The organism is Paramagnetospirillum magneticum AMB-1 (assembly GCF_000009985.1).
Taxonomy (GTDB): domain Bacteria; phylum Pseudomonadota; class Alphaproteobacteria; order Rhodospirillales; family Magnetospirillaceae; genus Phaeospirillum; species Phaeospirillum magneticum.
Genome location: NC_007626.1, coordinates 3,547,735 through 3,570,219, shown reverse-complemented (window position 1 = coordinate 3,570,219; position 22,485 = coordinate 3,547,735). Strand labels below are relative to the sequence as shown.

The following is a 22,485-nucleotide window of genomic DNA, read 5'->3' as shown; positions in this document are numbered from 1 at the left end:
TCGATTCCGCCCCTGGGCACCACTTTAAGCCCCTGAAAGGTAACGCCTTTCGGGGGCTTTCCATTTTGGAATCGAGCGTCTGCTGGCGTTTGACTTTCCGGTCAGGGGCCGTTAGCCGGCGGCGATGGTCTTGTCCTTGCGGCGGCTGACCTGAAGCTGGCCGTCGCCGCCCTTGACGTAGGAGGTCTTGCCCACCGCCAGATTGTCGAGGATGGTCACCAAGGCGCGGGGGATGGCGGCGAACTCCCTGGAGCCGCGCTCGCCCGCGTTATAGACGGCGATCGCCGCGCGGATCTGGTCCCGTGTCACGGGCTTGCCGTCATTGCCGATCATCGGTTCATCCTCTTTTCCCGTTCAATAATGCGGCGGCGGCCGGTCGTCCTGGGGCGAGCCGGGCAGGCCGGCTTCGGCCTCGCCCAGCCGTTCCTTCAGGCGGCGAACCTCGGCCACCAGCACGTCGATGCTCCGGGCTTGCTGCGCCACCACCTCGGACAGTTCCTCGGCCATGATTTCATGGTGGGACAGGCGGATTTCCAGGGCGACAAGGCGCCGGTTGGCTTCGTCGGTCTCGTCGGTCATTTCCGCTCACCCATTTCCAGCCGCCGGCCATCGGCGGGCCGCGGCATATTGCGTCCCCTTGGGGGCACAGTCCAGACCGGCGTTTCTTGGCCTTGCCGTTTGCTGCCCGTTTGGTCAGTCTCTTGCCATGGTTTTCCGGCTTTTCCTAATCTGCTGTCTGCTGACGTGCTCCGGCGCCTTTGCCGCCGAGGTGCGGATCGGCGTGCTGGCCTTCCAGGGGGCCGAGCGCGCGCTCCGCACCTGGGAGCCTACGGCTGCGCACCTTAACCGCAGCGTGGGAGGCAGCCGCTTCGTGCTGGTGCCTCTGGATCTCGACGCCATGAGCCGGGCGGTGGCCGGGCGCGAGGTGGATTTCGTCATCACCAATCCCGGCAATTACATCGCCCTGGAAAGCGGTTTCGGCGCCACCCGGCTGGTGACGGTGGAATCCGAGCGGAGCGGCTCGCCCATCGCCGCCATCGGCTCGACGGTGGTGGCGCGGGGCGACCGGCCGGATCTCGACACCCTTGCCGGGCTGAAGGGGCGGCGGCTGGCCGTGGTCTCCACCGAGGCGTTCGGCGGCTATCAGGTTCTGTGGCGCGAGCTGGCCGCCCTGGGCCTCGATCCGTCCGATGACCTGCGGGAAATCCGCCAGACCGGCTTTCCCATGGAACGGGTGGCCCAGTTGGTGCGGGACGGCTTGGTCGATGCCGGGGTGCTGCGGGCCTGCCTGCTGGAGGAGATGATCGCCGAGGGCGCCCTGGCGCCGGGCGAGCTTCGGGTGGTGGGGCGACGGGACGAGCCCAAGCTGCCCTGCGCCGTCTCGTCGCGGCTTTATCCCGACTGGCCGTTCGCCAAGCTGGCCGAGACCTCCCATGATCTGGCCAAGCAGGTGGCGGCGGCGCTGTTGTCCATGCCGGCGGTGGACGGCCAGGCCTGGACGGCGCCCCAGGACTACACCCAGGTGCACGCCCTGATGCAGGACCTGGAGATCGGCCCCTATGCCCATCTCCGCCAGCATCTGAATCTGGCCGAACTGGCCCGCCGCCACTGGCAATGGCTGGTCATCGCCGCCATGGCGGTGCTGTGGTGGGTGGTGCATGTGGCCCGTGTCGAGGTGCTGGTGCGCCGCCGCACCGCCGAGCTGGAACGCGAGATCGCCGAACGCGAGCGGGCCGAGAACGACGCCGCCCGCCACCGGGCCGAGCGCGACCAGTTCTCGCGGCTGGGCATCCTGGGGGAGATGGCCAGCAATATCGCCCACGAGCTGAACCAGCCCCTGGCGGCGATCATGAACTATGCCCGGGGCATGTCGCGCATGCTGGACGGCGGGCAGGCCGATCCGGCCATGCTGGCCGACGGCGCCCAGGCGGTGGCCACCCAGGCCGAGCGGGCGGCGGCCATCATCCAGCGCATCCGGGGCTTCGTCCGCCGGCGCAAGCCCCGGCGCGAGCGCCTGGACATCAACGAGGTGGTGGCCGAGACCCTGGCCCTGTTCGAATCCCTGGCCGGACGGCGGGGCATCGCCGTGCATGTCCATCTGGCCGAGGGCCTGCCCGGCGTCTCGGTGGACCGGGGCGAGATTCAGCAGGTGCTGCTGAACATCTTGCAGAATGCCGTCGATGCCACGGCCGGGCAGGGGGCGGAGGCTGGCGACGGCATCACCGTGCGCACCTCCCCGGGCGAGGGCGGCGTCAAGGTGGCGGTGCGCGATTGCGGCGCCGGTCTCAGCCAGGAGGCCGAAGCCCGGCTGTTCGAGCCGTTCTTCACCACCAAGCCGGAAGGGCTGGGCCTGGGCCTGTCCATCTGCCGCACCATCATCGAGGCCCATGGCGGACGCCTGTGGGCCTCCGCCAATCCCCGGCGTGGCCTGACGCTGCGCTTCGTCATTCCGCCAGCGGAGGCCCCAGCGTGACCGATGCCTTGAAGCCCCTGGTCCTGGTGGTCGACGATGACGACGCCATGCGCGGTTCGGTGGCCTTTCTGCTGGCCTCGGTGGGGCTGGACAGCCGGGGTTTCGCCACCGCCGAGGCGTTCCTGGCCCAGTTGCCCGATGACGGGCGGCCGGGCTGCGTCATTCTCGATGTCCGCATGCCGGGCATGAGCGGCCTGGAATTGCAGCGCCTGCTGGCCGAGCGCAAATTCGTGCTGCCCCTGGTCATCGTCACCGGCCATGGTGACGTGCCCATGGCGGTATCGGCGCTGAAGGCCGGCGCCCATGACTTCATCGAGAAGCCCTTCAACGATCAGGTTCTGCTCGACGCCGTCACCGCCGCCATCCGGGCCAGCCGGGAAAAGCTCGCCGATGCGGCCAACCGCGACGTGGTCGAAAAGCGTCTGGCCAGCCTGACCCGCCGCGAGCGCGAGGTGCTGGACCGGGTGCTGGCGGGCAAGCCCAACAAGCAGATCGCCTTCGACCTGGATCTGTCCATCAAGACGGTGGAGGTTCACCGGCACGCGGTGATGGAAAAGATGGCGGCCCGATCCGTGGCTGAACTGGCCCAATTGATGGTGGGCTTAGGGTAAACCCTAATTCCCCTGGGGGAGCCCCCAATACCCGCAAAATTCCAACGGCTATAGCCTGATCTCCGAGACCGATCCGCTTTTCGGAGTTCCGGGCATGACCCATTCAAGACGCGACCTGCTCAAGGGCATGGGCCGCATTACCGCCGGTGCCGTCGCCGTGGCCGCAATTCCCGCCGCCGCCGAGGCGGCCGCCTCTCCGGGCGGCGATCCGGCCCGCCGCTGGGCCATGGTGGTCGACCTCGGCAAGTGCATCGGCTGTCAGGCCTGCACCATCGGCTGCATCATGGAAAACCGGGTGCCGGCGGACAGCTTCCGCACCTTCGTCTCCACCTACGAGGTGACGGAGGGCGACAAGGTCGGCACCTATGTGCTGCCGCGCCTGTGCAACCACTGCTCGGACCCGCCCTGTGTCGGCGTCTGCCCGGTGGGCGCCACCTTCCAGCAGAAGGACGGGGCGGTGATGGTGGATTCCGACCGCTGCGTCGGTTGCGCCTACTGCGTCCAGGCCTGTCCCTATGACGCGCGCTTCATCAACCACGAGACCAATACCGCCGACAAATGCACCTTCTGCGGCCATCGGGTGGCGGCGGGCCTGCTGCCGGCCTGTGTCGAGACCTGCGTCGGTGGTGCCCGGGTGTTCGGCGATCTCAATGAGACCGAAGGCGCGGTGCGCCGGCTGCTGGACGCCAACAAGGGGCGGACCAAGGTTCTGAAGCCCGAGCAGGGCACCGCCCCCAACGTCTATTACATCGGCCTGGACGAGCGCTTCGCCGGCCGGGTCGACGGAACGCCCACCCTGTGGCGGCCGTCGAGCCACGTTTAGGAGGGCCCCGTCATGTCGTCTTCCATCACCGAAATCCTGTATGTCAGCCGTGATGTGGCCTGGCTGCCCTGGGCGGTCCAGTACTTCTTCCTGATCGGTCTGTCGGTGTGCCTGTTCCTGTTGTCGCTGCCCGGCCTGCTGCTGGGGCGAAGCGACTGGGGCGCCGTCGGCCGCCTTGCCCTGCTGGGCGCCCTGGTGTGCGGCGCCAGCGCGCCGGTGGCCCTGCTGGCCGACCTGCACCAGCCCGGCCGCTTCCTGAACTTCTATCTCCATCCGCAATGGGGCTCGTGGATGGCCTGGGGGGCCTTCTTCATCCCCCTCTATCTGGCGGGGCTGTTCGCCTATGCCTATGCCGCCCTGCGTCCGGCCTTCGCGGCGGAGGCGGGCCGGGGCGGCGCCTTGGCGCCCCTCCGTCGCCTGCTGGGCGGCGGCGCCCTGCCCGGCCTGCTGCGGGCCGGGGCCGCCCTGGCGGTTCTCGGCGGCGCCCTGGTGATGCTGTACACCGGCGCCGAGGTGATGGTGGTCAAGGCGCGCCCCCTGTGGAACACGCCGGTTCTGCCGCTGCAGTTCCTGGCCACCGCCATGGTGGGAGCCCTGGGCCTGCTGCTGGTTCTCAACCGCACCCTGGGCGAGGGCGACATGGGCGTGGAGGCGCGGCTGAACGCGCTGTTGGCCAAGGCGCTGCTGGCCGTTCTGGCCCTGGGCGGAGTCTGGCTGGCCCTGGGGCTGACCGGCCTGTCGCCCCGCCATGCCCGCGCCCTGGCCGAGGTCTCCGGCTCGGCCTCGTGGGGGCTGACCGCCCTGTGGGCGGTGGCCGCCACCCTGGTGCCCCTGGGACTTGCCCTCGGGCGCCCGGCGGGCAGCGGCTGGATCACCGGCCTGATTGCCCTGCATTCCGCCTGGATGTTCCGCTGGACGGTGTTCATCGGCGGCCAGGAGGTGCCCAAGACCGGCGCCGGCTTCTACCAATACCACCTGCCGCTGGGACCCGAGGGCCTGATGGGCATCATCGGCACCGCCGGCCTGTGGCTGGTCATCCTGCTGGCCCTGACCACCCTGTTGCCGTGGTCGGACAGCCGCAATCATGCCAACGGCTGGAAAGGCTGACACCTTTCCAGCGCCCTCAATCGCCGGGCGCGCCCTCCGGGCCGCTTGGCTTCCGCGCCATAAGGCGCGCGGCCACCTTGTGACCGTCCAGCGGTCGAATGTTTCGACCGCTGGCATCACTCCGCCAAGGGAGTCTGAATCATGTCCTCGCGTCGCGATCTCCTCAAGCTTGGCGCCGCCGCCGGTGGCCTGGCCGCCTTTGCCGCCGGCTTCTCCCAGACCGGCGCCCGCGCCGCCCAGACCTGGCTGGGCGACAAGAAGACCGGCGGCATCCACGGCCGCTCCCTGGCCCCCGAGATGACCGTCGGCCCCGACGGCAAGCTGCAGCTCAATCCCGACCAGCAGGTCAGCTACACCATGTGCCTGGGCTGCACCACCCAATGCGGCGTGCGGGTCCGGGTGGACAAGGCGAGCCAGACGGTGGTGCGGGTGGCGGGCAATCCCTACAGCCCGCTGTCGGCCGACCCCCACCTGCCCATGGGCGTGCCGGTGCGCAAGAGCTTCCAGCATCTGTCGCGCTTCGAGGAGAAGGGCCTTGCGGGCCGCTCCACCGCCTGCGGGCGCGGCAATGCCGTGCTGGAACAGATGAACTCGCCCTTCCGCGTCACCCGGCCCATGAAGCGGGTGGGGCCGCGCAATTCCGGCCGGTGGGAGCCCATCTCCTTCGAGCAACTGGTCAAGGAGGTGGTCTTCGGCGGCGACCTGTTCGGCGAGGGCAGGGTGGCCGGGCTGGCCGAGCTGCGCAGCTTCGAGCCCATCGACCCGGCCCAGCCCGAATTGGGGCCGAAGGTCAATCAGGTGGCCATGCTGACCTCGGTCAATGACGGCCGCGAGAACTTCGTGCGCCGCTTCGTGCAGCAATCCTACGGCTCCATCAACATGGTGGGGCATGGCTCCTATTGCGGCGGCTCGTACCGCTCGGGCTCGGGGGCGGCGTTCGGCGACACCAAGCAGATGCCCCACGCCAAGCCCGACCTGCAGAACGCCGAGTTCATCATCTTCGTCGGCACCGCCCCGGCCAATGCCGGCAATCCCTTCAAGCGCCAGGGCACCTTGCTGGCCCGCGCCCGCACCGAGGGCAAGCTGAACTACGTGGTGGTCGATCCGGTGCTGACCCATGCCGACAACATGGTGGCGCAAGAGCGCAGCCGCTGGATTCCCATCCGGCCGGGCACCGATGGCGCCCTGGCCCTGGCCATGATCCGCTGGATCATCGAGAACGAGCGCTTTGACGCCGCCTTCCTGGCCCAGCCCAATCAGGCGGTGGCCGAAGCGGCCGGCGAGGCGGCGTGGTGCAACGCCACCCACCTCGTGGTCGCCCAGCCCGGCCATTCGCGCCAGGGCTTCTTCCTGCGCGGCTCCGACATGGGGCTGCCCGTCCCCGAGGCCGATCGCTACAAGGACGCCGATCCCTTCGTGGTGCTGGACGGCGAGGGCAAGCCCATCTTCCACGCCAAGGCCACCGGCCCCGCCCGCCTGTTCGTCGACCAGGAGATCGAGGTGTCGGGCCAGAAGCTGCTGGTGCGCTCCAGCCTGACCCTGCTGCGGCAGGCGGCCGGGAGCCAGAGCATGGCGCAGTACTCGGACGCCTGCGGCATCCCCCTCGAGGTGATCGTCGGTCTGGCCCGCGAATTCACCAGCCATGGCAAGAAGGCCGCCATCAATACCCATGGCGGCACCATGGCCGGCAACGGCTTCTACAACGCCTTCGCCCTGGTCAGCCTCAACACCCTGATCGGCAATCTCAACCGCAAGGGCGGTACCATCATCAACGGCGGCGGCTTCAAGGAGGAGGACGGGCCGCGCTATCAACTGGCCGGCTTCGAGGGCCAGATCAAGCCGTCGGGCACGCCGCTGGGCCGCAACACGCCCTATGAGAAATCGGCCGAGTTCAAGCGCAAGAAGGAAAGCGGCGCCAAGCCCTATCCCGCCGAGCAGCCCTGGTACGGCACCGCGCCGCAACTGGCCACCGAATGGCTGTCGGCGGCGCAGTCGGGCTATCCCTATGGCCTGAAGGCGCTGCTGCTGTGGGCGACCAATCCGGTCTACGGCATTCCCGGCCTGCGCCCCATCGCCGAGAAGGTGCTGGGCGATCCCAAGGCGATTCCGTTGCTGGTGGCCATGGATTGCTTCATCAACGAAACCTCGTCCTTCGCCGACTACATCGTGCCCGACGCCTTCATGTACGAGGGCTGGGGCTTCGTCGCCGCCTGGGGGGGCGTGCCGACCAAGGCCTTCCTGACGCGCTGGCCGGTGGTCGAGCCCAAGATGGCCAAGACCGCGCAAGGGCAGCCGGGGGGCATGGAAGCCTTCCTGATCGCCGCCGCCAAGGCCATGGGCCTGCCGGGCTTCGGTGCGGCCGCCATCAAGGACGCCGAGGGCAATGCCCACCCTCTGGACCGGGCCGAGGATTATTATCTGCGCGCCGCCGCCAATGTCGCCTTCACCGGCAAGGGGCCGGTTCCCGACGCCAGCGACGACGACATCACACTGACCGGGGTCACGCGCATCATGCCCGACCTGGAAGAGACCCTGAAGCCCGACGAGGTGCGCAAGACGGCGTTCCTGTTCACGCGCGGCGGCCGCTACCAGCCCGCCGCCGAGGCCTGGGACGACAAGGAATGGGCCGCCTGGCGCTTCACCAAGCCGCTCAACGTCTATAACGAGGTGGTGGGGACCGCCAAGGATTCCCTGTCGGGCCAGCGGTTCTCCGGCGTGCCGGTCTGGGCGCCGCCCCGCTTCGCCGACGGGACGCCGGTGCGCCAGACCTATCCCGAGGCCGAGTGGCCCTTGCAACTGATCAGCTACAAGAGCCCGCTGCAGAACAGCTACTCCATCGCGGCCAACCGCCTGCGCGGCCTGCATCCGGATAATCCGGTGGCGATCAATCCCGAGGATGCGGCGCGGGCGGGGATCAAGACTGGCGACGCCATCCGCATCAGCACGCCCACCGGTTCGGCCTCGGCGGTGGCGGTGGTCCGCCATGGGGTGCGCCAGGGGGTGCTGGCGGTGGAACACGGGTTCGGGCACCGCGAACTGGGCGCCCGGGCCCATCGGATCGGCGATGAGGTGCAGCCCTCCGTTCCCGGCATCGATGCCGGAATCGCCCTGAACGACCTCGGCCTGATCGATCCCACCCGCAAGGCCAGGGCGCCTTTCGTCGACCCGGTCTCGGGAACGGCGGTTCGTCAGGCCATTCCGGCCAGACTGGCCAAAGCCTGAGCCGCAAGGGCGGCGCTTTCTTCCGAACGGCCTGAAATCCCGGTGGTTTCAGGCCGTTTTTGCGTCTTGAGCGGGCTGTGGGGACGCGCCGCTTCGGGGGCTTTTGCCCCCGATCCCCCAACCGGGAAGCATGGCTTCCCGGCCCCTTCAGCTTTCTAATAAAAAAGCTGGAGGTTCGGAGGCTGGGCCTCCGAACGGGTCAGGGCGGGTGCCCTGCCGCGAAGCGGGGCTTTTTGCGGCCCGTTAAGGCATCACGCTTTAGCCGACGAATCCCGCCCTGCGCGTGGTATGCTCCTGCCATGGAGTTCAAACATGTCTTGGTTTAAGCGCGCCCTTCCGCCGGTCCAGCCCGGGGATCGGTTTGTCAAAATCGGCGACCAGCCCAACAAGGTCTGGGTGGTGTCCCGGGTCTGGGAGACGGTCGACGGGATTCCCCATGTCCGCATGGAGAGCTTCTTGCATCAGGGCGAGACGCGGATCATTTCCGTCTCGGCGCTGATGGACCTTCGGTTCTTCACGCCTGCCGCACCGGTCGAGCGCGGCGATGACCGGTTCTGAGCGTTTCCCTCGCATTCTTTCAGGAATTGACCGCCATGCTGTCCCTCGACGATTTGGCCACCACTTCGCGGATTGTCGCCATCGATGCCGAGACCACGGGGTTCAAGGTCCCGACCCCGGCCGAGATCAAGAAGATGCCCAAGGGGCTGCGCCTGCCCGGCGTGGTCATCGAAATCGGCTGCCTGGAACTGGTCCGTGGCGACGAGGGGTGGAAGACCGGCGAAAGCTGGCAGCGCCGCCTCCAGCCCGGCGGCCCCATCTCCAAGGCGTCCATCGATGTCCATGGAATCAGCCCGGCCGAGCTGAAGACTGCGCCGTCGTTCCGCGACGTCCTCGACGATTTTGAGGCCTTCATCGGACAGGACGCGCTGTTGGCTCACAGCGCCGAGAACGAGATGGAGTTTCTCAATTTCGAGTATGCCAGGGCCGGGCGTTGCGGCTTTGACGAGATGATCTTCGGCGACGGGGATTTCGTCTGTACCCAGGAACTGTCCCGGCAGTTCTTTCCGGGCGTGCCCGGTTCACTGGACGTGCTGTGCGATCGCCTGTGGGTCGACCGCTCCGACCGGTTCGAACATCATGGGGCGCTGCTCGATGCGATTCTGACGGCCGAAGCCTTCATGAAGATGGCCGGCGGCTTCGTCCAGGACGATACCCGCTATATGAGCTTTGGGGATCAGTAGGGGGGCGCCAGGGTGGATCGCCCGTCCCCAAAATAAACACGGCCGGCATTCGCAAGAATGCCGGCCGTGTCATTTGAAGGCTTAGAGGACCTTCAGATTGACCGCGGAGGTCTTGCCCTTGCGGGGGTCGCGCTCTTCCTCGAAGGAAACCTTCTGGCCGTCATTCAGCCCAGAGAGGCCTGCCCGCTCGACGGCAGAGATGTGCACAAACACGTCGGGACCACCATTGTCCGGAGCGATAAAGCCATAGCCCTTGGTGCTGTTGAACCACTTGACGCTGCCATTCGGCATGAAGAATTCTCCGAGATAGGGATAGAAGGGCCGCGCGTTCCGCGACCCGTAACCGATGCCGATCAACTCTGAATTTTGCTCATGGCATAATCGACTCTGATAGTCTTCGTCCCATTGGCGCAGAAAAGCAAGCACTGCTCGCGTCTCGGCGCGAATGAGCGCTATGCGTCGGCTCTGGATTCCGCTTGCCCCGGGGGGATGGAAGCAGGCTGGAAATGGCCTCCACCATCACTTTGAGTCGATTCCCGTCGTCCTTGGCCCTGGTCCGGATATTTTTTGGAACCTGGGCCGGGAATGGTCTAGGCGGCTTCCAGCAGCATGTTTCGGAACAGGCGCACCAGCCGCAGATCGAGCTTTTCGCGCATCAGCTCCTGCATGACCTCCAGGGCCTGTGTTGGCGCCATGGCGGCACGATAGGATCGGCGCTCGGTCAGGGCCGCGAAGACATCGACGATGGCCGCCATGCGGGCCAGGTCGTTGATGTCTCCATTTTTCAGGCCTTTGGGATACCCGGTGCCGTCCAGTCGCTCGTGATGCTGCTCGGCCACCATGATGACGGCGCGCGGTGCGTCGCTGTGCTGGCGAAGGTAGTCCGTGGTGCCGAGGACGTGCCCGTCATGGGCCGTGGCCTTTTCCTCGGGGCTGAGAGCTCCCATCTTGCCGCTGAGGCCGGCGGGATAGTTGGTCTTGCCGAAATCATGAACAAGGCCGGCCGAGGCCAGGGTCATCAGCGACTCGTCGTCCAGGCCGATCTTGTGGCCGAACAGCGCCAGCAGGGTCGAAACCCGTAGCGAATGCACGTACCAGATATCATTGTGATTCCGCAGGCCCTCGAAAATATAGCCGTGCCCCGACTGGCGAACGCTGTCGAGCACCGGCGAGCAGGCGTCGGAGACGGATTTGAACTCGATGGGCTTGCCCCTTCCCACCAGATCGCCGACGCCCTTGAACACCGACAGGGTCTGGCTGAGGGCGGCGCGCGGTCCCTCGGGCAGCTTGTCCCAGTCGGCTTCGACCGTCCTGTTGGCAAGGTCGCAGATCCGCCGGATCAGATCGCCGGACTTGACCGGCAGGGTGATTTCGGCGTCGGGCACCCGGTCTGGAACCGAGGCACCGCCGGCGGCCGGCTTGGGTTGACCCACCCGGATAACCGGGGTGCGGCCGAACGTCTGATGCTTGCGGAGGCGCTCGATGGGAGGAACTCGGCCGGTGGTTGCCACCGCGCCGCCAATCAGAATCGCCGCGGGTTCCTTGGTTACCCGCGCCACCGCAGAATCCACGTCGGGGAAATCGGCGACCCGGAATGACGATACGGTCAACTTGGCCAGTTCATCGCGCATGCGTGGGCTGGGATCGATGACCACCAGGGTCTGGCCCGGTGAAAAATAGGCCTCGGCCCCGGCTTGGATCTTCGCGGATGTCCCGTAGGTCACGGCTGCCCCCTCTTCCCACACAGTCTGGCGTGTCCAGAGAGGAGTATACCGAGGTATAGGCTGGCCCAGCCATGCAAAAATTCATGGTTTGTTAACGTCTAATTCGCGGTCCATTAACGCCTTGGACCTCCTCTGATGTTTTTTCACTGCCGCCGCTTTGCGGCAATTGAGCTACTCCCCGGGCCTGCTGATCCGTTTGGTTGATGGTGTTTCCGTAGACCACGGGGGGCGCTATGGGCTGCAGGTGACTGGTAGTGGTTGTAGAAGGTTATCCAGCGTCCGATCTCCGCCCTTGCCTGCGATCCGGTCTCCCGGGCATGCAGGTAGACGCATTCTTATTTCAGGGATCGCTACAGCCGCTCGACGGAGCGAAGTGAACGCACAGCGGACAAGATGTTGCCGATGCACCTTCCCTTGCCGTCCATGGAGATGCGGGTTCCGGCCCGTTTCAGCCGGTCGATCAGCCGCATCAGGGCTAGGTTCTTCTCCGTCTCGCCCTGGGGCTCATAGTAGAACGACGAACGCGCAATCGACAGCAGGCGGCGTTGCGCGCCGATCGACAGCGCCGGGTGTTGGGGCTAGATCATGGCCCGCCTCACTTGCCGGTCCATGGCTTGAGCTTTTGAGAAAAAAATCGTTGGCAACAGCCAGCTCCCCGATCTTGGCATGCGGGGACCGCACCGTATCCGCGTCCACCTCAGCCCTCTTCTTGGCCCCGCGTTCGAAGATATCGGCGGCCCCATCCAGCAGAGCCTTCTTCCATTGATGGATCATGGTCGGATGGATGCCATTGGCCGACGCCAATTCCGATACCGTCCGTTCGCCCTTCAGCGCCTCCAGGGCGACACGCGCCTTGAACGCCGCGTCATGATTCCTGCGCTTCGACATTTCTGATCTCCTCGTCGTTGGGGATCAGCAAACATCAGATCGTAGCTCCCGTCAGTGTCCGATTTCCGGGGAGTAGCTCAGGTTGCCATGGGGCGCCTCGGGGACAGCTACGGCGGTTGGTGTCCCCAAGTTGTCCCGAAAATCCAATTGATTTTCAAGTCAGCCAATCCGAAATCGGCTGAAACCCAGTGTTCTTGCGGTAAGGAGATTGGCGCAACCGGTAGGATTCGAACCTACGACCTCTGCCTTCGGAGAGTTTCCTGCCCTCCTATTGACTTCATCATATTGCGACTATAAATCGATATCTTTGATGGTTTAAATATAGGAAAACTGCGACTTTCATCGTTCCTGGAATTGACAGACCTATGCCATACTTTCTACCATAGCTTGGTGGCAGGTTTTGGGGACGATCCGGGGACGCTTATGAACGCAGCCAAACCATTGACCCGCAAAGGCAACCACTCCAAGGGCCGTAAGGCAGGGGTTTCAGATCTGGCAACGGAATCGCTCAACGAGTTCCGGTTTATAGATATCCCAGTAATTCTGCGCCGGAAACAAGGTCGATCCATTTGGACCGCCCGCGTCACCATGGCTCCCGCTCCAGGGATGTTCGCCATCAACAATGATGGCAATCGGCTGGAACGCACCACCGGCGAAAGCGACCTTGAAAGGGCTAAAGACAAGGCCCGGCAGCTTTACGCGGCCCTGAATTATCGGGCGGAACGAGGCGAGAGCCTTCACCCCAAGAGCTTCAACGGGTTGGTGTCGGAATATCTGCGATGGCTCGATGAGCGGGTCAATCTTGGCTTCGTCAAACCATACGTCCGTGCCCGCGTCAGCACCACCTTGGAACGGTATTTCGTTCCATTCTTCGACGACAAGTTGATCGACACCATCACCGCCGCTGATCTCGTGCGATATCATGAATGGCGCGAGAGCTATGCCATCGCCTACAAAGGTAAGACGTTCATTAAATATGAACGTAATGGCAAGGAACTGGTTCGCCCCTTCACCCCGGTCACCCCAAGCCCCGCCACGATCAGGAAGGAGCGCCAACAGTTCTACCAGTTCATGGAGTTCTCGGCGTCCAGGGGATATTTGCGTGCGGAGGCCATTCCTCGTTTTAAGCGACTTTCCGGCACTGGCAGTGTCCGCTTGGCCTTTTCTCCCGACGAAATCGAGCGCCTGCAAAAGGTATCAGCATCGCGATGTCGTAAACACCTTCACGCCATCCAGCGCCGTGCCATGGTAATTAACCACTACCGCATGATGGTGTTATACTTATCAGGCTTGCGCACCGTTGAGGCGTCGCGCCTTAGATTTCGCGATCTCATTTCTGGGGTAGATAAGGCGGGGGAAATCTCATACCTCGTCCGGCTGCGGCCCGAGCATTTGAAAAAGGCTGATGTCAGAAAACACCTGCGGACGGTGACGCCACAGTCAGGATTCAAGTCAATCGTGGACAACCTCAAGAAGGCTTACGCCCACTTTGATAAATATGAGGTGACCGAGGACGATTTTGTGTTCCATGACAAAGATGGAACAATGAATCGCAACACAGCGAAGCCATTTATTGAACTGCTGGATGCCGCCAAGTTTTCCAGGGGGGTGCGTTACAAAAGCCATTATGCATTGGGATCGTTTCGACACACCTTTATCACGGACAGGCTGTATGAACGCCAAGATTTGGGCTTTGTCTCGCGTTGGACAGGAACATCCATCGAGATGATCGATCGGCATTACAGCCACGTGCTGAACGAGATGGAACATCAGGAGCCTCGACCGCCGAACACCGTTGTCGTGCTACCCCATAGCTTGGAGTATCTGCTCGGGAAGGCCGATGTCGACCCCACTGAAGAAGGGCCGACCATTTTCAATACAGCGAAGGCGATTGAGCCTGCATTTGACCTGGATCGACGCAGGAAAGAATGGGGCGGCGACGTGAGGGAGTTCTTGCGGATCATGCGGGATGTCTATGGCGATAGGTTCGTCAATCTCCCAATCGATCAAAAGCTGGGCGAAATCCACAACTTTGTGGGGGAGCACGGCTTTAATTCTGTGGAAGCAAACGATTTTTTGGTTCTGGTGATCGAAGTTCTTGAGGTCGAGTCCAGCGCCGTTCTTTAGGGTCGTCGGTTCAAGGGCCGGGCATCAGCATTTTTGCGGTCATGAACAGCCACAGAGATGACAACCTTGAATAGCATTGGTGCCAAACCCTGTCCCTGGGATCCTCAATTCTGAGGAAAACGATTTGGAACTGGCCGCAGCCAAAACCACGGCCAGTTCCAAGAGATTTACGATGTCAAATAGCGATAGCATGGTCAGAATGGCACGCTGAAAGCCCATTGTCGATAATACTTTAACGAGCATTTAAGTTAGACATATCTGTGACGTCGCATCACATAAATCAGCCGATATGAAGTGGCCAACCGTTTGGGTAAGCGCTACGATCGGATTGGGGCGTGCGTAGAGGGCTCCGGGTTTCGCCAGCAGCGCCAGCGCGACCGTCATGGATAACTAACCGCGATAAATTGGTATGAGGCGATGGGGAGTATCAACACGGGGCGCCCCCCTCCAGGAGTTAGGTGCGCTTAAAAGATCATGCTCCCTGGGACACGATCGGCATCGCTGGTGAAAATGGACGCTCCCAGACGATGAACTCCCGACTGGGCAGCTACCCGTCAGGTAGTCGCAGATTGAAGCAAGACCCAGAAAACAGAATTGTGGGTTGTTAGGTTATGCCGAGCTTCTCTTCCGAAGTGCCCCCGGTGGATAACCAAATTTCTTGGAGAATGCGCGGACGAAGTGGTTGGTGTGGACATACCCCAGACGCTCGGCAATGGCTTTCAAAGGCACATTGCTCTTGGTGATGGCTGCATGGGCTTCCTGCAGCCGAATGTCTGAAATGAAAGCCGCGATCGACTGGCCATATTCCATCTGGAAGTCGTTGCTCAGCGTCCGTGCTGATTTGTTGAATTGTTGCCCTAGCTCGTTCAGCGTTGGGATCTTTCCTTCCGTCTTCTGAAGAACGGCGTGCAATTCCCGTGCACGGCGTTGCGAGGCCGAGAGGGAAGGCTGTTCTTCGATGTCCGTGCCCAAGTGAACGATCAGCGCCGTCAGATACTGCAACGCCCTCGCCTGCGCCGTCAGCCTCTGAAGGGCGCCGGTTAGCCCGGTCGGAATGGCCGTGTGCAGGATATCAGATATGGAAGTCGGGATAGCCTTGATCAACACACGGGGCGCCGGTAGCAATCCGAGAACTTCCAGGGTGCGGTGGGCACTTGCCCTCCCGATCAAATGCTCCAGGGTTTGCAATCCGATGGTCAACGCAGTCATGGCGCCGTTTGCCGATGCATCGACCACGGGCGTCACCTTCAGGCGGTCGGCCAAACGGAACAGATCCTGGCCTGGGCTGAAAATGACATTCACAGCCGGAATGGATTCGTAGTGGATGACCCGGCTACCCCGCGCGATCTGAACCATGAATGAGGTGGACGGAAAAGTCCCCTCAACCTTTGCGATTTCGACCAGCTTTCCGAAGCCCTCCTGGGAAAACTGGTGCTCGGCCCTAAAAATCGTCATCCCCATGGCCAGTTCCAGCCTGGTGATGTGCGCCTGCCCGATTTCCTCGGGAACGGGATAGTAGTGGATCGCCAGATCCCCGTCCCAGGGGCGTAAGACCACCGCGTCTTCGGCGGTCGGCGTGCAGAGCCAATCGAACTTCAGCGTCTCATACGCAGGCCGCATCTCCCCCTCCCGATGTAATAGTCTTTTTGAACGAATACGTGGCGCTGCACGGGCTGTCCATAGATGAAGACACGTGGGCGGACCAAATTGCCGGACTTGGTACGAAGTCGTCTCGACCGGGTATTGCATGACAAATGAGGTGCAGGAGCCAGACTGATAAAGTCGGCAGCGGAAAATGCCTGTATCGGGTATTTAGGAGCTGCGGCAATGGATTTGCATAATAACAATTCAAGGCGCCCCAATCTCGGGTTGATTGCTCTTGAGCCGCGATGGATGTTTGATGGTGCTGCGGCGATGGATGCCGCTCATGCCCCACCTGATTCGGCGGCCAAGGCGCTAATCCCCGATTCTCCCGCCCCAGTGCAGGTGCGGGCCGCCGATCAGTCCCAGGATGGCGGCAAGAAGCAAGTGGTGTTCGTCGATACCTCGGTTGCCGATTACAAGACCCTGGAAGCGGCGGTCGGTGACGGCATTGAAATCCAGGAAATCAGTGGGGTTCAGAGTGGTCTGGCCCAGATTGCCAAGTGGGCAGAGACCCAATCGGGCTATGACAGCATTTCCATCCTGTCCCATGGCTCGCAAGGCGTGCTGACACTCGGCAGCGACACCCTGGACGCTTCCAACCTTTCCGGCGCTGTCACCCAGGCCGAGTTGGCCCAGATCGGCCATGCCTTGAAGGCTGGCGGTGACCTGATGCTGTATGGTTGCGATGTTGCCAAGGGAGAAGACGGCCAGCACTTCATCGAGACCCTGGCGGAGGCTACGGGTGCCGATGTGGCCGCATCGGACAATACGACCGGTCGCAATGGCGACTGGCGCCTGGAGCGCAGCACAGGAACCATCACTTCCTCCGCCATTGATGTCCCTGACTATGCCGCCGCCCTGGCCGTGACCACCAACATCTGGGTGTCGGATGGCACCTCGGGTGGGACATCCATCCTGAAGGAGATCAATCCGGGGAGCAGCAGTAATCCGAAGGATCTGATCGTCTTCAACGGCAAACTCTTCTTCACCGCCACCGACTCGACCAACGGCCGCGAGCTTTGGGTCACCGATGGCACCGAGGCGGGAACGCAACTGGTCAAGGACATCCGGCCCGGCAGCAGCGATGCCTTCAACAGCAGCTACAATCAGTTCGTGGTGTGCAACGGCTGGCTCTACTTCGCGGCCAACAACGGCACCAATGGGGCCGAGTTGTGGCGGACGGACGGCACCACGGCCAACACCCAGATGGTCACCGATCTGTGGAGTGGTAGCAGTGGCGGCGTCAGCACGGGGGCCTCGCAGACGATAGCGGCGCTCAACAACACTCTCTACTTCGTCGGCAATTCCAGCGCTGCCGGAAGCCAACTGTGGTCATACGATGGAACCACCGTATCCCGGGTTCATACCGTCTGGGTATCCAAGGTCATCGCCGCCAGTGACAAGCTGTTCCTGGCCGCCAATGACACCAATTTGGGGCACTATGACCAATTGTGGAAAAGTGACGGCACCACGGGCGGTACCGTGGCGGTCAAGGATTTCGGCTCCGCCAGCATGGTCTGGAGCAACACTTCATATGCAACTTTTTCGTTTAGCACGGTGGGCGACAAACTCTATTTCTCACCCTATACCTCCACCTACGGGGCCGAGCCCTGGGTTTCGGACGGCACTACGGCGGGAACCATCCTGCTGAAAGACATTGTTGCCGGAGGCACCACTGCCGGATATCCCGCGTCGGGCAATTCGAGTGCTTCCGGCGGCTTCTTCCAATGGACCGCCGGTGACGGCAAGGTCTACTTCACTACCCAATCGGGGGATCTGTACAGCACCGACGGCACTGCCGCCGGAACCGCCAAGGTTAACGGTATTTCCAGCGTTTACGGGTTCGAGTCCTCGACTGCCACTATGTATCTCGGCGGCAATGATGGGACCAACGGCAACGAATTGCTGAGCTGGGACAGAACGTCCCTCGGTCTGATCAAGGATATCAATTCTGGCAGTAGCAGCGCCATGCCGGTCTACCTCACCAAGATGGGGGGGAATTTCTACTTCACCCCCTTCCAGCTCAACGACAGCAACGGCGCCGAATTGTGGAAAAGCGACGGCACCAGCGGCGGAACAGCTCTGGTCAAGGACATCAATTCCGGCTCGTCGGGCAGCAACATCGCCAGCATCACTGTCTACAACAACAAACTCTACTTCTCCGCCCGCAGCGCCCAGCCGAACACCACGCCGTCCTTCGTCACTGGCACGGCACAATCCCTGTCGGTCGCCTTCAACGGTGCGGCCGTTGATCTGAAATCCTACCTGCACGTCAGCGATTCGGATTCCAGCCAGACCGAAACCTGGAGCCAGTCGGTGGCGCCCAGCCATGGAACCCTGTCGTTTTCCAGCGCCACGGCTACATCCGGCAGCACGGATGTGACACCGGGCGGCACCATTACCTATACGCCGACCACCGGCTATTCTGGGTCAGACACCTTCACGGTTCAGGTCAGCGACGGCAATGGTGGCACCGCGACGCGAGTGTTCAACGTCACGGTGGCGTCCAATGTCTCGCCCACCTTCGTTACTGCCACCGCCAAGACCCTGTCGGTCAGTTACAACAGCGCCGCCATCGATCTGAAGCCTGAACTGCACATCAGCGATTCGGATTCCAGCCAGACCGAGACCTGGAGCCAGAGTGTGGCGCCCAGTCACGGCTCCCTGTCGTTTTCCAGTGCCACGGCCACATCGGGCTCCACGGACGTGACGCCGGGCGGCACTATCACCTATACCCCGACCACGGGCTATTCGGGCACCGACACCTTCACCGTTCAGGTCAGCGACGGTACCGTGACAGCAACCCGGGTGTTCAATATCACGATTGCGGCCAAGCCTGCCGATCCGGCCCCGCCACCACCTCCCCCACCGCCGTCCGCGCCGCCCGCGCCGCCGGTGGTGGTGGCTCCGCCGGTTCAGCCTCAGCCCATCGCTGAGCCGCCAAAGACCATTGTCCGTGATACCACGCCGACACCCGTCTTCGCGCCGATACAGCCTCCGTCACCACCGGCCGCGCCGCCTGTTTCCGACGCCCCCAAGGGGCCGTCGGCAGGACCGACCAGTGACGCCCCGAAAACGCCGGTGGGCGAAGCCCCCAAGGTCGCGGTTCCGCTTGCTCCCGTGGTGGTGGCGCCGCCGGTGATCCCGGTGGTGATGACGCCGCAATTCACGCCGACCGCATCGGATGGCGGATTCCGCGTTCCCGTGGTGACCGCCACCCAAGGTGGGCCGCCAGTCGAAGGGCTGCTCGCACTGCGTCCCGAGGTTCAGGTGCCTCCGCTTACCGATGGCCCCATGAGGGTCACCATTCCGCTGGATGCCTTTGTCCACAGTCGTTCCGATGCGGTGGTGACACTGAGCGCGGCTCGCGTGACGGGGCAACCCCTGCCGTCGTGGCTTAACTTCGACTCGCGCTCCGGCACCTTGGCGGGGCAGCCTCCCGCCGACTTCAAGGGGACCATGGTGGTCCGCATCGTCGCCCGCGACGACAAGGGCCAGGAAGCCACCATTACGGTCCGCATCAACGGCCTACCCGAGAAGACCGGGGCCGTCCAGGACAGCAACGTGATCAAGCTGGGCCATCACCTCCGCGACAAGCCGACGGGCAAGATCGCCTTCACCCAACAACTCAAGATGGCCGCGCGTAACGCCGCCATCCGCTTTTCCTAAGACCAGGGGATAATCACATGACCGCCAATCTGTCTCGCTTGGCCCGCCTGATGGCCGCCGTGTCCACCGCCGCCCTGCTGTCGGCCTGCGCGGTGACACCGACGCCGTTCACCGCCGACGAGTTCTCGGCCAAGGCCAAGGCCGACCGCGCCGCCATGTTCGAGGGCCAAGAGGTGATGGCCAAGCCGTTGACCCTGGCGGACGCGGTGGCCCGCGTGCTGAAGTACAATCTGGATAAGCGGTCCAAGATGATGGACGAAGCCCTGGCGCTGGGCCAGACCAGTCTCGACCGCTTCGACCTTCTGCCCAAGCTGGCGGCAAATGCGGGCTATACCGAGCGCTCGGCCCCCAACGCCACAAGGTCGCGGGATCTGTATACCCAGACCACCAGCACCTCGAACCCCAGCTATTCGGCGGACCGTTTTTCCATCACCAATGATCTGGGTCTGACCTGGAACATCCTGGATTTCGGCGTCAGCTACTTCACCGCCCACCAGAATGCCGACCGGGCGCTCATCGCCCAGGAAAAGCGGCGCAAGACCGTCAACAATCTGGTCCAGGAGGTCCGCTTCACCTTCTGGCGGGCCGCCGCCGCCCAGACCCTGAAGGGCAAGGTCACCGAGGTGATCGCCAATGCCGAAAAGGCGTTGAAGGATTCCGAGCGGGTCGAGGCCGAAAAGCTGAAGAACCCCACCGAGACGCTTCGTATCCAAAAGACCCTGCTGGAAAGCATCCGCCAGTTGGAGGCCATCGACCAGGAGCTGACCACCGCCAAGGCCGAGCTTGCGGCGCTGATCAACGTGGCGCCAGGCAGCGACTTCAAGCTGGACGTGCCTGAAAAGGGCGGCATGACCATCCCCGCCTGGGACATGCCCATCGAGCAGATGGAAGAGGCGGCGCTGATCAACAACCCCGATCTACGGGAACAGGATTATCAGAGCCGCATCGCCATTGACGATACCCACAAGGAAATCCTGAAGCTGCTGCCGGGCGTGACGCTGTCCTTCTCGCGCCAGTACGATTCCAACTCGTTCCTGATGGAGAACCGCTGGAACGATGTGGGCACCAAGGTCACCTGGAACCTGATCAACCTGCTATCGGCCCCGGATCGGCTGGCCCATGCCGACAGTGCCGAGAAGGTTGCCGACGCCAAGCGCATCGCGTTGCGCATGGCGGTCTTGGCCCAGGTCCATGTGATCTCGCATCAGTTCGCCAGCGCCACCAAGCAGTTCGAGCGAGCCGACAAGCTGTGGGGCATCGAGACCCGTCTGGCCGAAGCCTCGGGCAACCAGCAGCGCGGCGGCACCCAGAACGAGATCGAGAGGATCAGCACCGAGACCTCGGCCATCGCCGCCGAACTACGCCGTTTCCAGACCTATGCCCAGATGCAGTCGGCCTATGGCAAGCTGCAAGCCACCATCGGCGCCGATCCGGTGCCGGAGCGGGTGGCGTCGCACTCGCTGGAAGGCTTGTCGGGAGCCATCGTCCTGGCCATGCCGCCGGTGGTGAAGGTCGATGCCGTGCCGCAGGCCGCTCCCGCCGTCATCGAAGCCGTGAAGCCTGATGTTTCGACCGAACCTGAACAGCGCGACGTGGTTGCCGATGCTCTGGGCTGGTTGGGCCGCACCATTGCCGACAAGGTCCAGGAACTCTCCGCCCCGACCAAGGAGGCCACAGCTCCGACTGTCCAAGCACCTCCGCCCGTGACGGTGCCGGTTTCCGTGACCGTTGATCCCGCTGCCTCCCAGGTCGCTCAGGCCAATCCGCCAGATCGCCCTATCGACTGGTTGGGGCGCCCCATCAACTGGTAGGCGGCCCCAGTTATCGCGCCAAAAGGGAGGGGCGGAATGGACTTCATCCAAGACTTTGGTCACTGGCTCGCCTCCGCCCCTCCCTTCATTCCTGATCGGGGAGGCGACGATGATCGGTGAAATCCTCGCCCGTGCAGCCAGGAATGCCATCCGCCGGATGACGCTTCGCCGTTTAGATCCTGATCGTCCCACGAGGTCGGATGGGCAGCTTTCCTTGAAGGACATCGCGATTTTGACCAGGAAGTTGCCGCATTCCAACCCGTCGGAATCCGTTGGAAAAGCTAGGACCGAGCAATCATGAACGCCATCAAGCGCAGCCGAAAGAAAATGAACCTGGGCCTTATGGCCTTGGAACCGCGCTGGATGTTCGATGGAGCGGCTGCGGTGGATACCGTCCATGCCGCCCCCGACGCCCCCGACGCCCTTGCCAAGGTAGCGGCACCCGATACGCCCACTCCAGTGGAAGTGAAATCCGCTGACCCCAGCCGGAACAATGGCCGCAAGGAAGTGGTGTTCGTCGATACCTCGGTTGCCGACTACAAGACCCTGGAAGCGGCGGTGAAGGACGGTGTCGGCGTCGTAGAGATCGACGGTTCTAAGGACGGCTTGCTCCAGATGGTCAAGTGGGCGGAGACCCATTCTGGCTATGACAGCATCGCTATTCTCGGCCACGGCGCCGATGGCGTGCAGAAGATCGGCCTGACCTCTCTTTCCTTGGCTACGTTGCAAGATGCCCAGGCGAGGGAGAAACTGGCTGAGATCGGTGCCAGTCTGACCCCGGACGGCGATATCCTGCTCTATGGCTGTGACGTGGCCAAGGGTGACGATGGAAAGCAGTTTGTCAATGATCTGGCAGCCGCCACCGGTGCAGATGTGGCGGCATCCACCGACGTAACCGGTAAAGACGGGAATTGGAATCTTGAGACCGTCACCGGAGCGTTGAATAGTGATGGCCCGTTCAGTTTCGCACTTCTTGTCAGCTATGACGCTAATCTATACCTATATAGCTGGGTTCGCACTTCAGATTCGGTGGCGCTTTCGTATAACTCCAATGGAACCTTAAGTGTAGGTAATAATTTTAATTGGTATACTACTTACGTTGGATTTACGGCAAACTACAACTATGATATGAATTATTATGCAAA

General features: G+C 63.0%; 17 protein-coding genes and 1 pseudogene. 12 read left to right on the top strand and 6 right to left on the bottom strand.

Going from position 1 to position 22,485, the window contains the following annotated elements; translation table 11 throughout:
- Positions 1–111: 111 nt before the first annotated feature.
- On the bottom strand, positions 112–333 hold the full coding sequence (locus AMB_RS16615; protein ID WP_011385655.1) for a hypothetical protein: 222 nt from the start codon (positions 331–333) through the stop codon (positions 112–114).
- 21 nt (positions 334–354) lie between these two features.
- A complete protein-coding gene (locus tag AMB_RS16610) occupies positions 355–579 on the bottom strand; it encodes a SlyX family protein (RefSeq protein WP_011385654.1) in 225 nt (74 codons plus the stop codon).
- A gap of 127 nt (positions 580–706) precedes the next feature.
- Here AMB_RS16610 and AMB_RS16605 point away from each other — a divergent pair, with 127 nt between their 5' ends.
- The 7 genes from AMB_RS16605 to AMB_RS16575 all read left to right on the top strand — a co-directional run bounded on the left by AMB_RS16605 (position 707) and on the right by AMB_RS16575 (position 9,477).
- Positions 707–2,473: a sensor histidine kinase gene (locus AMB_RS16605; protein WP_043744894.1), complete on the top strand. Its 1,767-nt coding sequence runs from the start codon at positions 707–709 to the stop codon at positions 2,471–2,473.
- The gene (locus AMB_RS25375) at positions 2,470–3,084 is read left to right on the top strand and encodes a response regulator transcription factor (protein ID WP_011385652.1); all 615 of its coding nucleotides are present in this window, start codon (positions 2,470–2,472) and stop codon (positions 3,082–3,084) included. The genes AMB_RS16605 and AMB_RS25375 overlap by 4 nt, the downstream gene beginning before the upstream one ends.
- Positions 3,085–3,178: 94 nt before the next feature.
- Complete coding sequence (gene dsrO, locus AMB_RS16595; protein ID WP_011385651.1) at positions 3,179–3,907, top strand: sulfate reduction electron transfer complex DsrMKJOP subunit DsrO; 729 nt, start codon at positions 3,179–3,181, stop codon at positions 3,905–3,907.
- Between the two features lie 12 nt (positions 3,908–3,919).
- Complete coding sequence (gene nrfD / locus AMB_RS16590) at positions 3,920–5,014, top strand: NrfD/PsrC family molybdoenzyme membrane anchor subunit (RefSeq protein WP_011385650.1); 1,095 nt, start codon at positions 3,920–3,922, stop codon at positions 5,012–5,014.
- A 141-nt stretch (positions 5,015–5,155) separates the two neighbouring features.
- Positions 5,156–8,236 carry a tetrathionate reductase subunit A gene (locus AMB_RS16585; protein WP_043744889.1) on the top strand — a complete coding sequence of 1,027 codons (3,081 nt, stop codon included), beginning with the start codon at positions 5,156–5,158 and terminating at the stop codon, positions 8,234–8,236.
- A 312-nt stretch (positions 8,237–8,548) separates the two neighbouring features.
- Entirely contained in the window at positions 8,549–8,794 is a 246-nt protein-coding gene (locus AMB_RS16580; protein ID WP_011385647.1) for a hypothetical protein, read from the top strand.
- A gap of 35 nt (positions 8,795–8,829) precedes the next feature.
- Entirely contained in the window at positions 8,830–9,477 is a 648-nt protein-coding gene (locus AMB_RS16575) for a 3'-5' exonuclease (RefSeq protein WP_011385646.1), read from the top strand.
- Positions 9,478–9,558: 81 nt separating this feature from the next.
- Here the strand turns inward: AMB_RS16575 and AMB_RS16570 are convergent, their stop codons facing one another.
- From AMB_RS16570 to AMB_RS16560, 3 genes are all read right to left on the bottom strand, one after another.
- The gene (locus AMB_RS16570) at positions 9,559–9,768 is read right to left on the bottom strand and encodes a cold-shock protein (protein ID WP_011385645.1); all 210 of its coding nucleotides are present in this window, start codon (positions 9,766–9,768) and stop codon (positions 9,559–9,561) included.
- Between the two features lie 299 nt (positions 9,769–10,067).
- Positions 10,068–11,201 carry an HD-GYP domain-containing protein gene (locus AMB_RS23530; protein WP_011385644.1) on the bottom strand — a complete coding sequence of 378 codons (1,134 nt, stop codon included), beginning with the start codon at positions 11,199–11,201 and terminating at the stop codon, positions 10,068–10,070.
- A 504-nt stretch (positions 11,202–11,705) separates the two neighbouring features.
- Complete coding sequence (locus tag AMB_RS16560; protein ID WP_011385642.1) at positions 11,706–12,089, bottom strand: transposase; 384 nt, start codon at positions 12,087–12,089, stop codon at positions 11,706–11,708.
- Positions 12,090–12,512: 423 nt separating this feature from the next.
- On the opposite strand from AMB_RS16560, the gene AMB_RS16555 reads away from it, so the two are divergent.
- Positions 12,513–14,216 carry a tyrosine-type recombinase/integrase gene (locus AMB_RS16555; protein ID WP_011385641.1) on the top strand — a complete coding sequence of 568 codons (1,704 nt, stop codon included), beginning with the start codon at positions 12,513–12,515 and terminating at the stop codon, positions 14,214–14,216.
- Between the two features lie 609 nt (positions 14,217–14,825).
- Here AMB_RS16555 and AMB_RS16550 read toward each other — a convergent pair.
- The gene (locus tag AMB_RS16550; RefSeq protein ID WP_043744886.1) at positions 14,826–15,836 is read right to left on the bottom strand and encodes a helix-turn-helix domain-containing protein; all 1,011 of its coding nucleotides are present in this window, start codon (positions 15,834–15,836) and stop codon (positions 14,826–14,828) included.
- Between the two features lie 273 nt (positions 15,837–16,109).
- On the opposite strand from AMB_RS16550, the gene AMB_RS23525 reads away from it, so the two are divergent.
- The 4 genes and pseudogenes from AMB_RS23525 to AMB_RS27005 all read left to right on the top strand — a co-directional run.
- The gene (locus AMB_RS23525) at positions 16,110–19,529 is read left to right on the top strand and encodes an ELWxxDGT repeat protein (protein WP_011385639.1); all 3,420 of its coding nucleotides are present in this window, start codon (positions 16,110–16,112) and stop codon (positions 19,527–19,529) included.
- Between the two features lie 17 nt (positions 19,530–19,546).
- The gene (locus tag AMB_RS16540; protein ID WP_011385638.1) at positions 19,547–21,340 is read left to right on the top strand and encodes a TolC family protein; all 1,794 of its coding nucleotides are present in this window, start codon (positions 19,547–19,549) and stop codon (positions 21,338–21,340) included.
- Between the two features lie 109 nt (positions 21,341–21,449).
- The gene (locus tag AMB_RS25370; protein ID WP_148207451.1) at positions 21,450–21,641 is read left to right on the top strand and encodes a hypothetical protein; all 192 of its coding nucleotides are present in this window, start codon (positions 21,450–21,452) and stop codon (positions 21,639–21,641) included.
- Positions 21,638–22,273 (top strand): annotated as a pseudogene (locus AMB_RS27005) (DUF4347 domain-containing protein); the annotation flags it as partial. The gene AMB_RS25370 and the pseudogene AMB_RS27005, both read left to right, overlap by 4 nt.
- Positions 22,274–22,485 lie beyond the last annotated feature (212 nt).

Excerpts from the sequence above, each read along its gene's own strand:
- AMB_RS16605 (WP_043744894.1), top strand. The coding sequence starts at position 707 with ATGGTTTTCCGGCTTTTCCTAATCTGCTGTCTGCTGACGTGCTCCGGC.
- AMB_RS16560 (WP_011385642.1), bottom strand. The coding sequence starts at position 12,089 with ATGTCGAAGCGCAGGAATCATGACGCGGCGTTCAAGGCGCGTGTCGCC.
- AMB_RS23525 (WP_011385639.1), top strand. The coding sequence starts at position 16,110 with ATGTTTGATGGTGCTGCGGCGATGGATGCCGCTCATGCCCCACCTGAT.
- AMB_RS16580 (WP_011385647.1), top strand. The coding sequence starts at position 8,549 with ATGTCTTGGTTTAAGCGCGCCCTTCCGCCGGTCCAGCCCGGGGATCGG.
- AMB_RS16585 (WP_043744889.1), top strand. The coding sequence starts at position 5,156 with ATGTCCTCGCGTCGCGATCTCCTCAAGCTTGGCGCCGCCGCCGGTGGC.
- AMB_RS16610 (WP_011385654.1), bottom strand. The coding sequence starts at position 579 with ATGACCGACGAGACCGACGAAGCCAACCGGCGCCTTGTCGCCCTGGAA.
- AMB_RS16550 (WP_043744886.1), bottom strand. The coding sequence starts at position 15,836 with ATGCGGCCTGCGTATGAGACGCTGAAGTTCGATTGGCTCTGCACGCCG.
- dsrO (WP_011385651.1), top strand. The coding sequence starts at position 3,179 with ATGACCCATTCAAGACGCGACCTGCTCAAGGGCATGGGCCGCATTACC.
- AMB_RS16575 (WP_011385646.1), top strand. The coding sequence starts at position 8,830 with ATGCTGTCCCTCGACGATTTGGCCACCACTTCGCGGATTGTCGCCATC.
- AMB_RS16615 (WP_011385655.1), bottom strand. The coding sequence starts at position 333 with ATGATCGGCAATGACGGCAAGCCCGTGACACGGGACCAGATCCGCGCG.
- AMB_RS16555 (WP_011385641.1), top strand. The coding sequence starts at position 12,513 with ATGAACGCAGCCAAACCATTGACCCGCAAAGGCAACCACTCCAAGGGC.
- AMB_RS16540 (WP_011385638.1), top strand. The coding sequence starts at position 19,547 with ATGACCGCCAATCTGTCTCGCTTGGCCCGCCTGATGGCCGCCGTGTCC.
- AMB_RS25370 (WP_148207451.1), top strand. The coding sequence starts at position 21,450 with ATGATCGGTGAAATCCTCGCCCGTGCAGCCAGGAATGCCATCCGCCGG.
- AMB_RS16570 (WP_011385645.1), bottom strand. The coding sequence starts at position 9,768 with ATGCCGAATGGCAGCGTCAAGTGGTTCAACAGCACCAAGGGCTATGGC.
- nrfD (WP_011385650.1), top strand. The coding sequence starts at position 3,920 with ATGTCGTCTTCCATCACCGAAATCCTGTATGTCAGCCGTGATGTGGCC.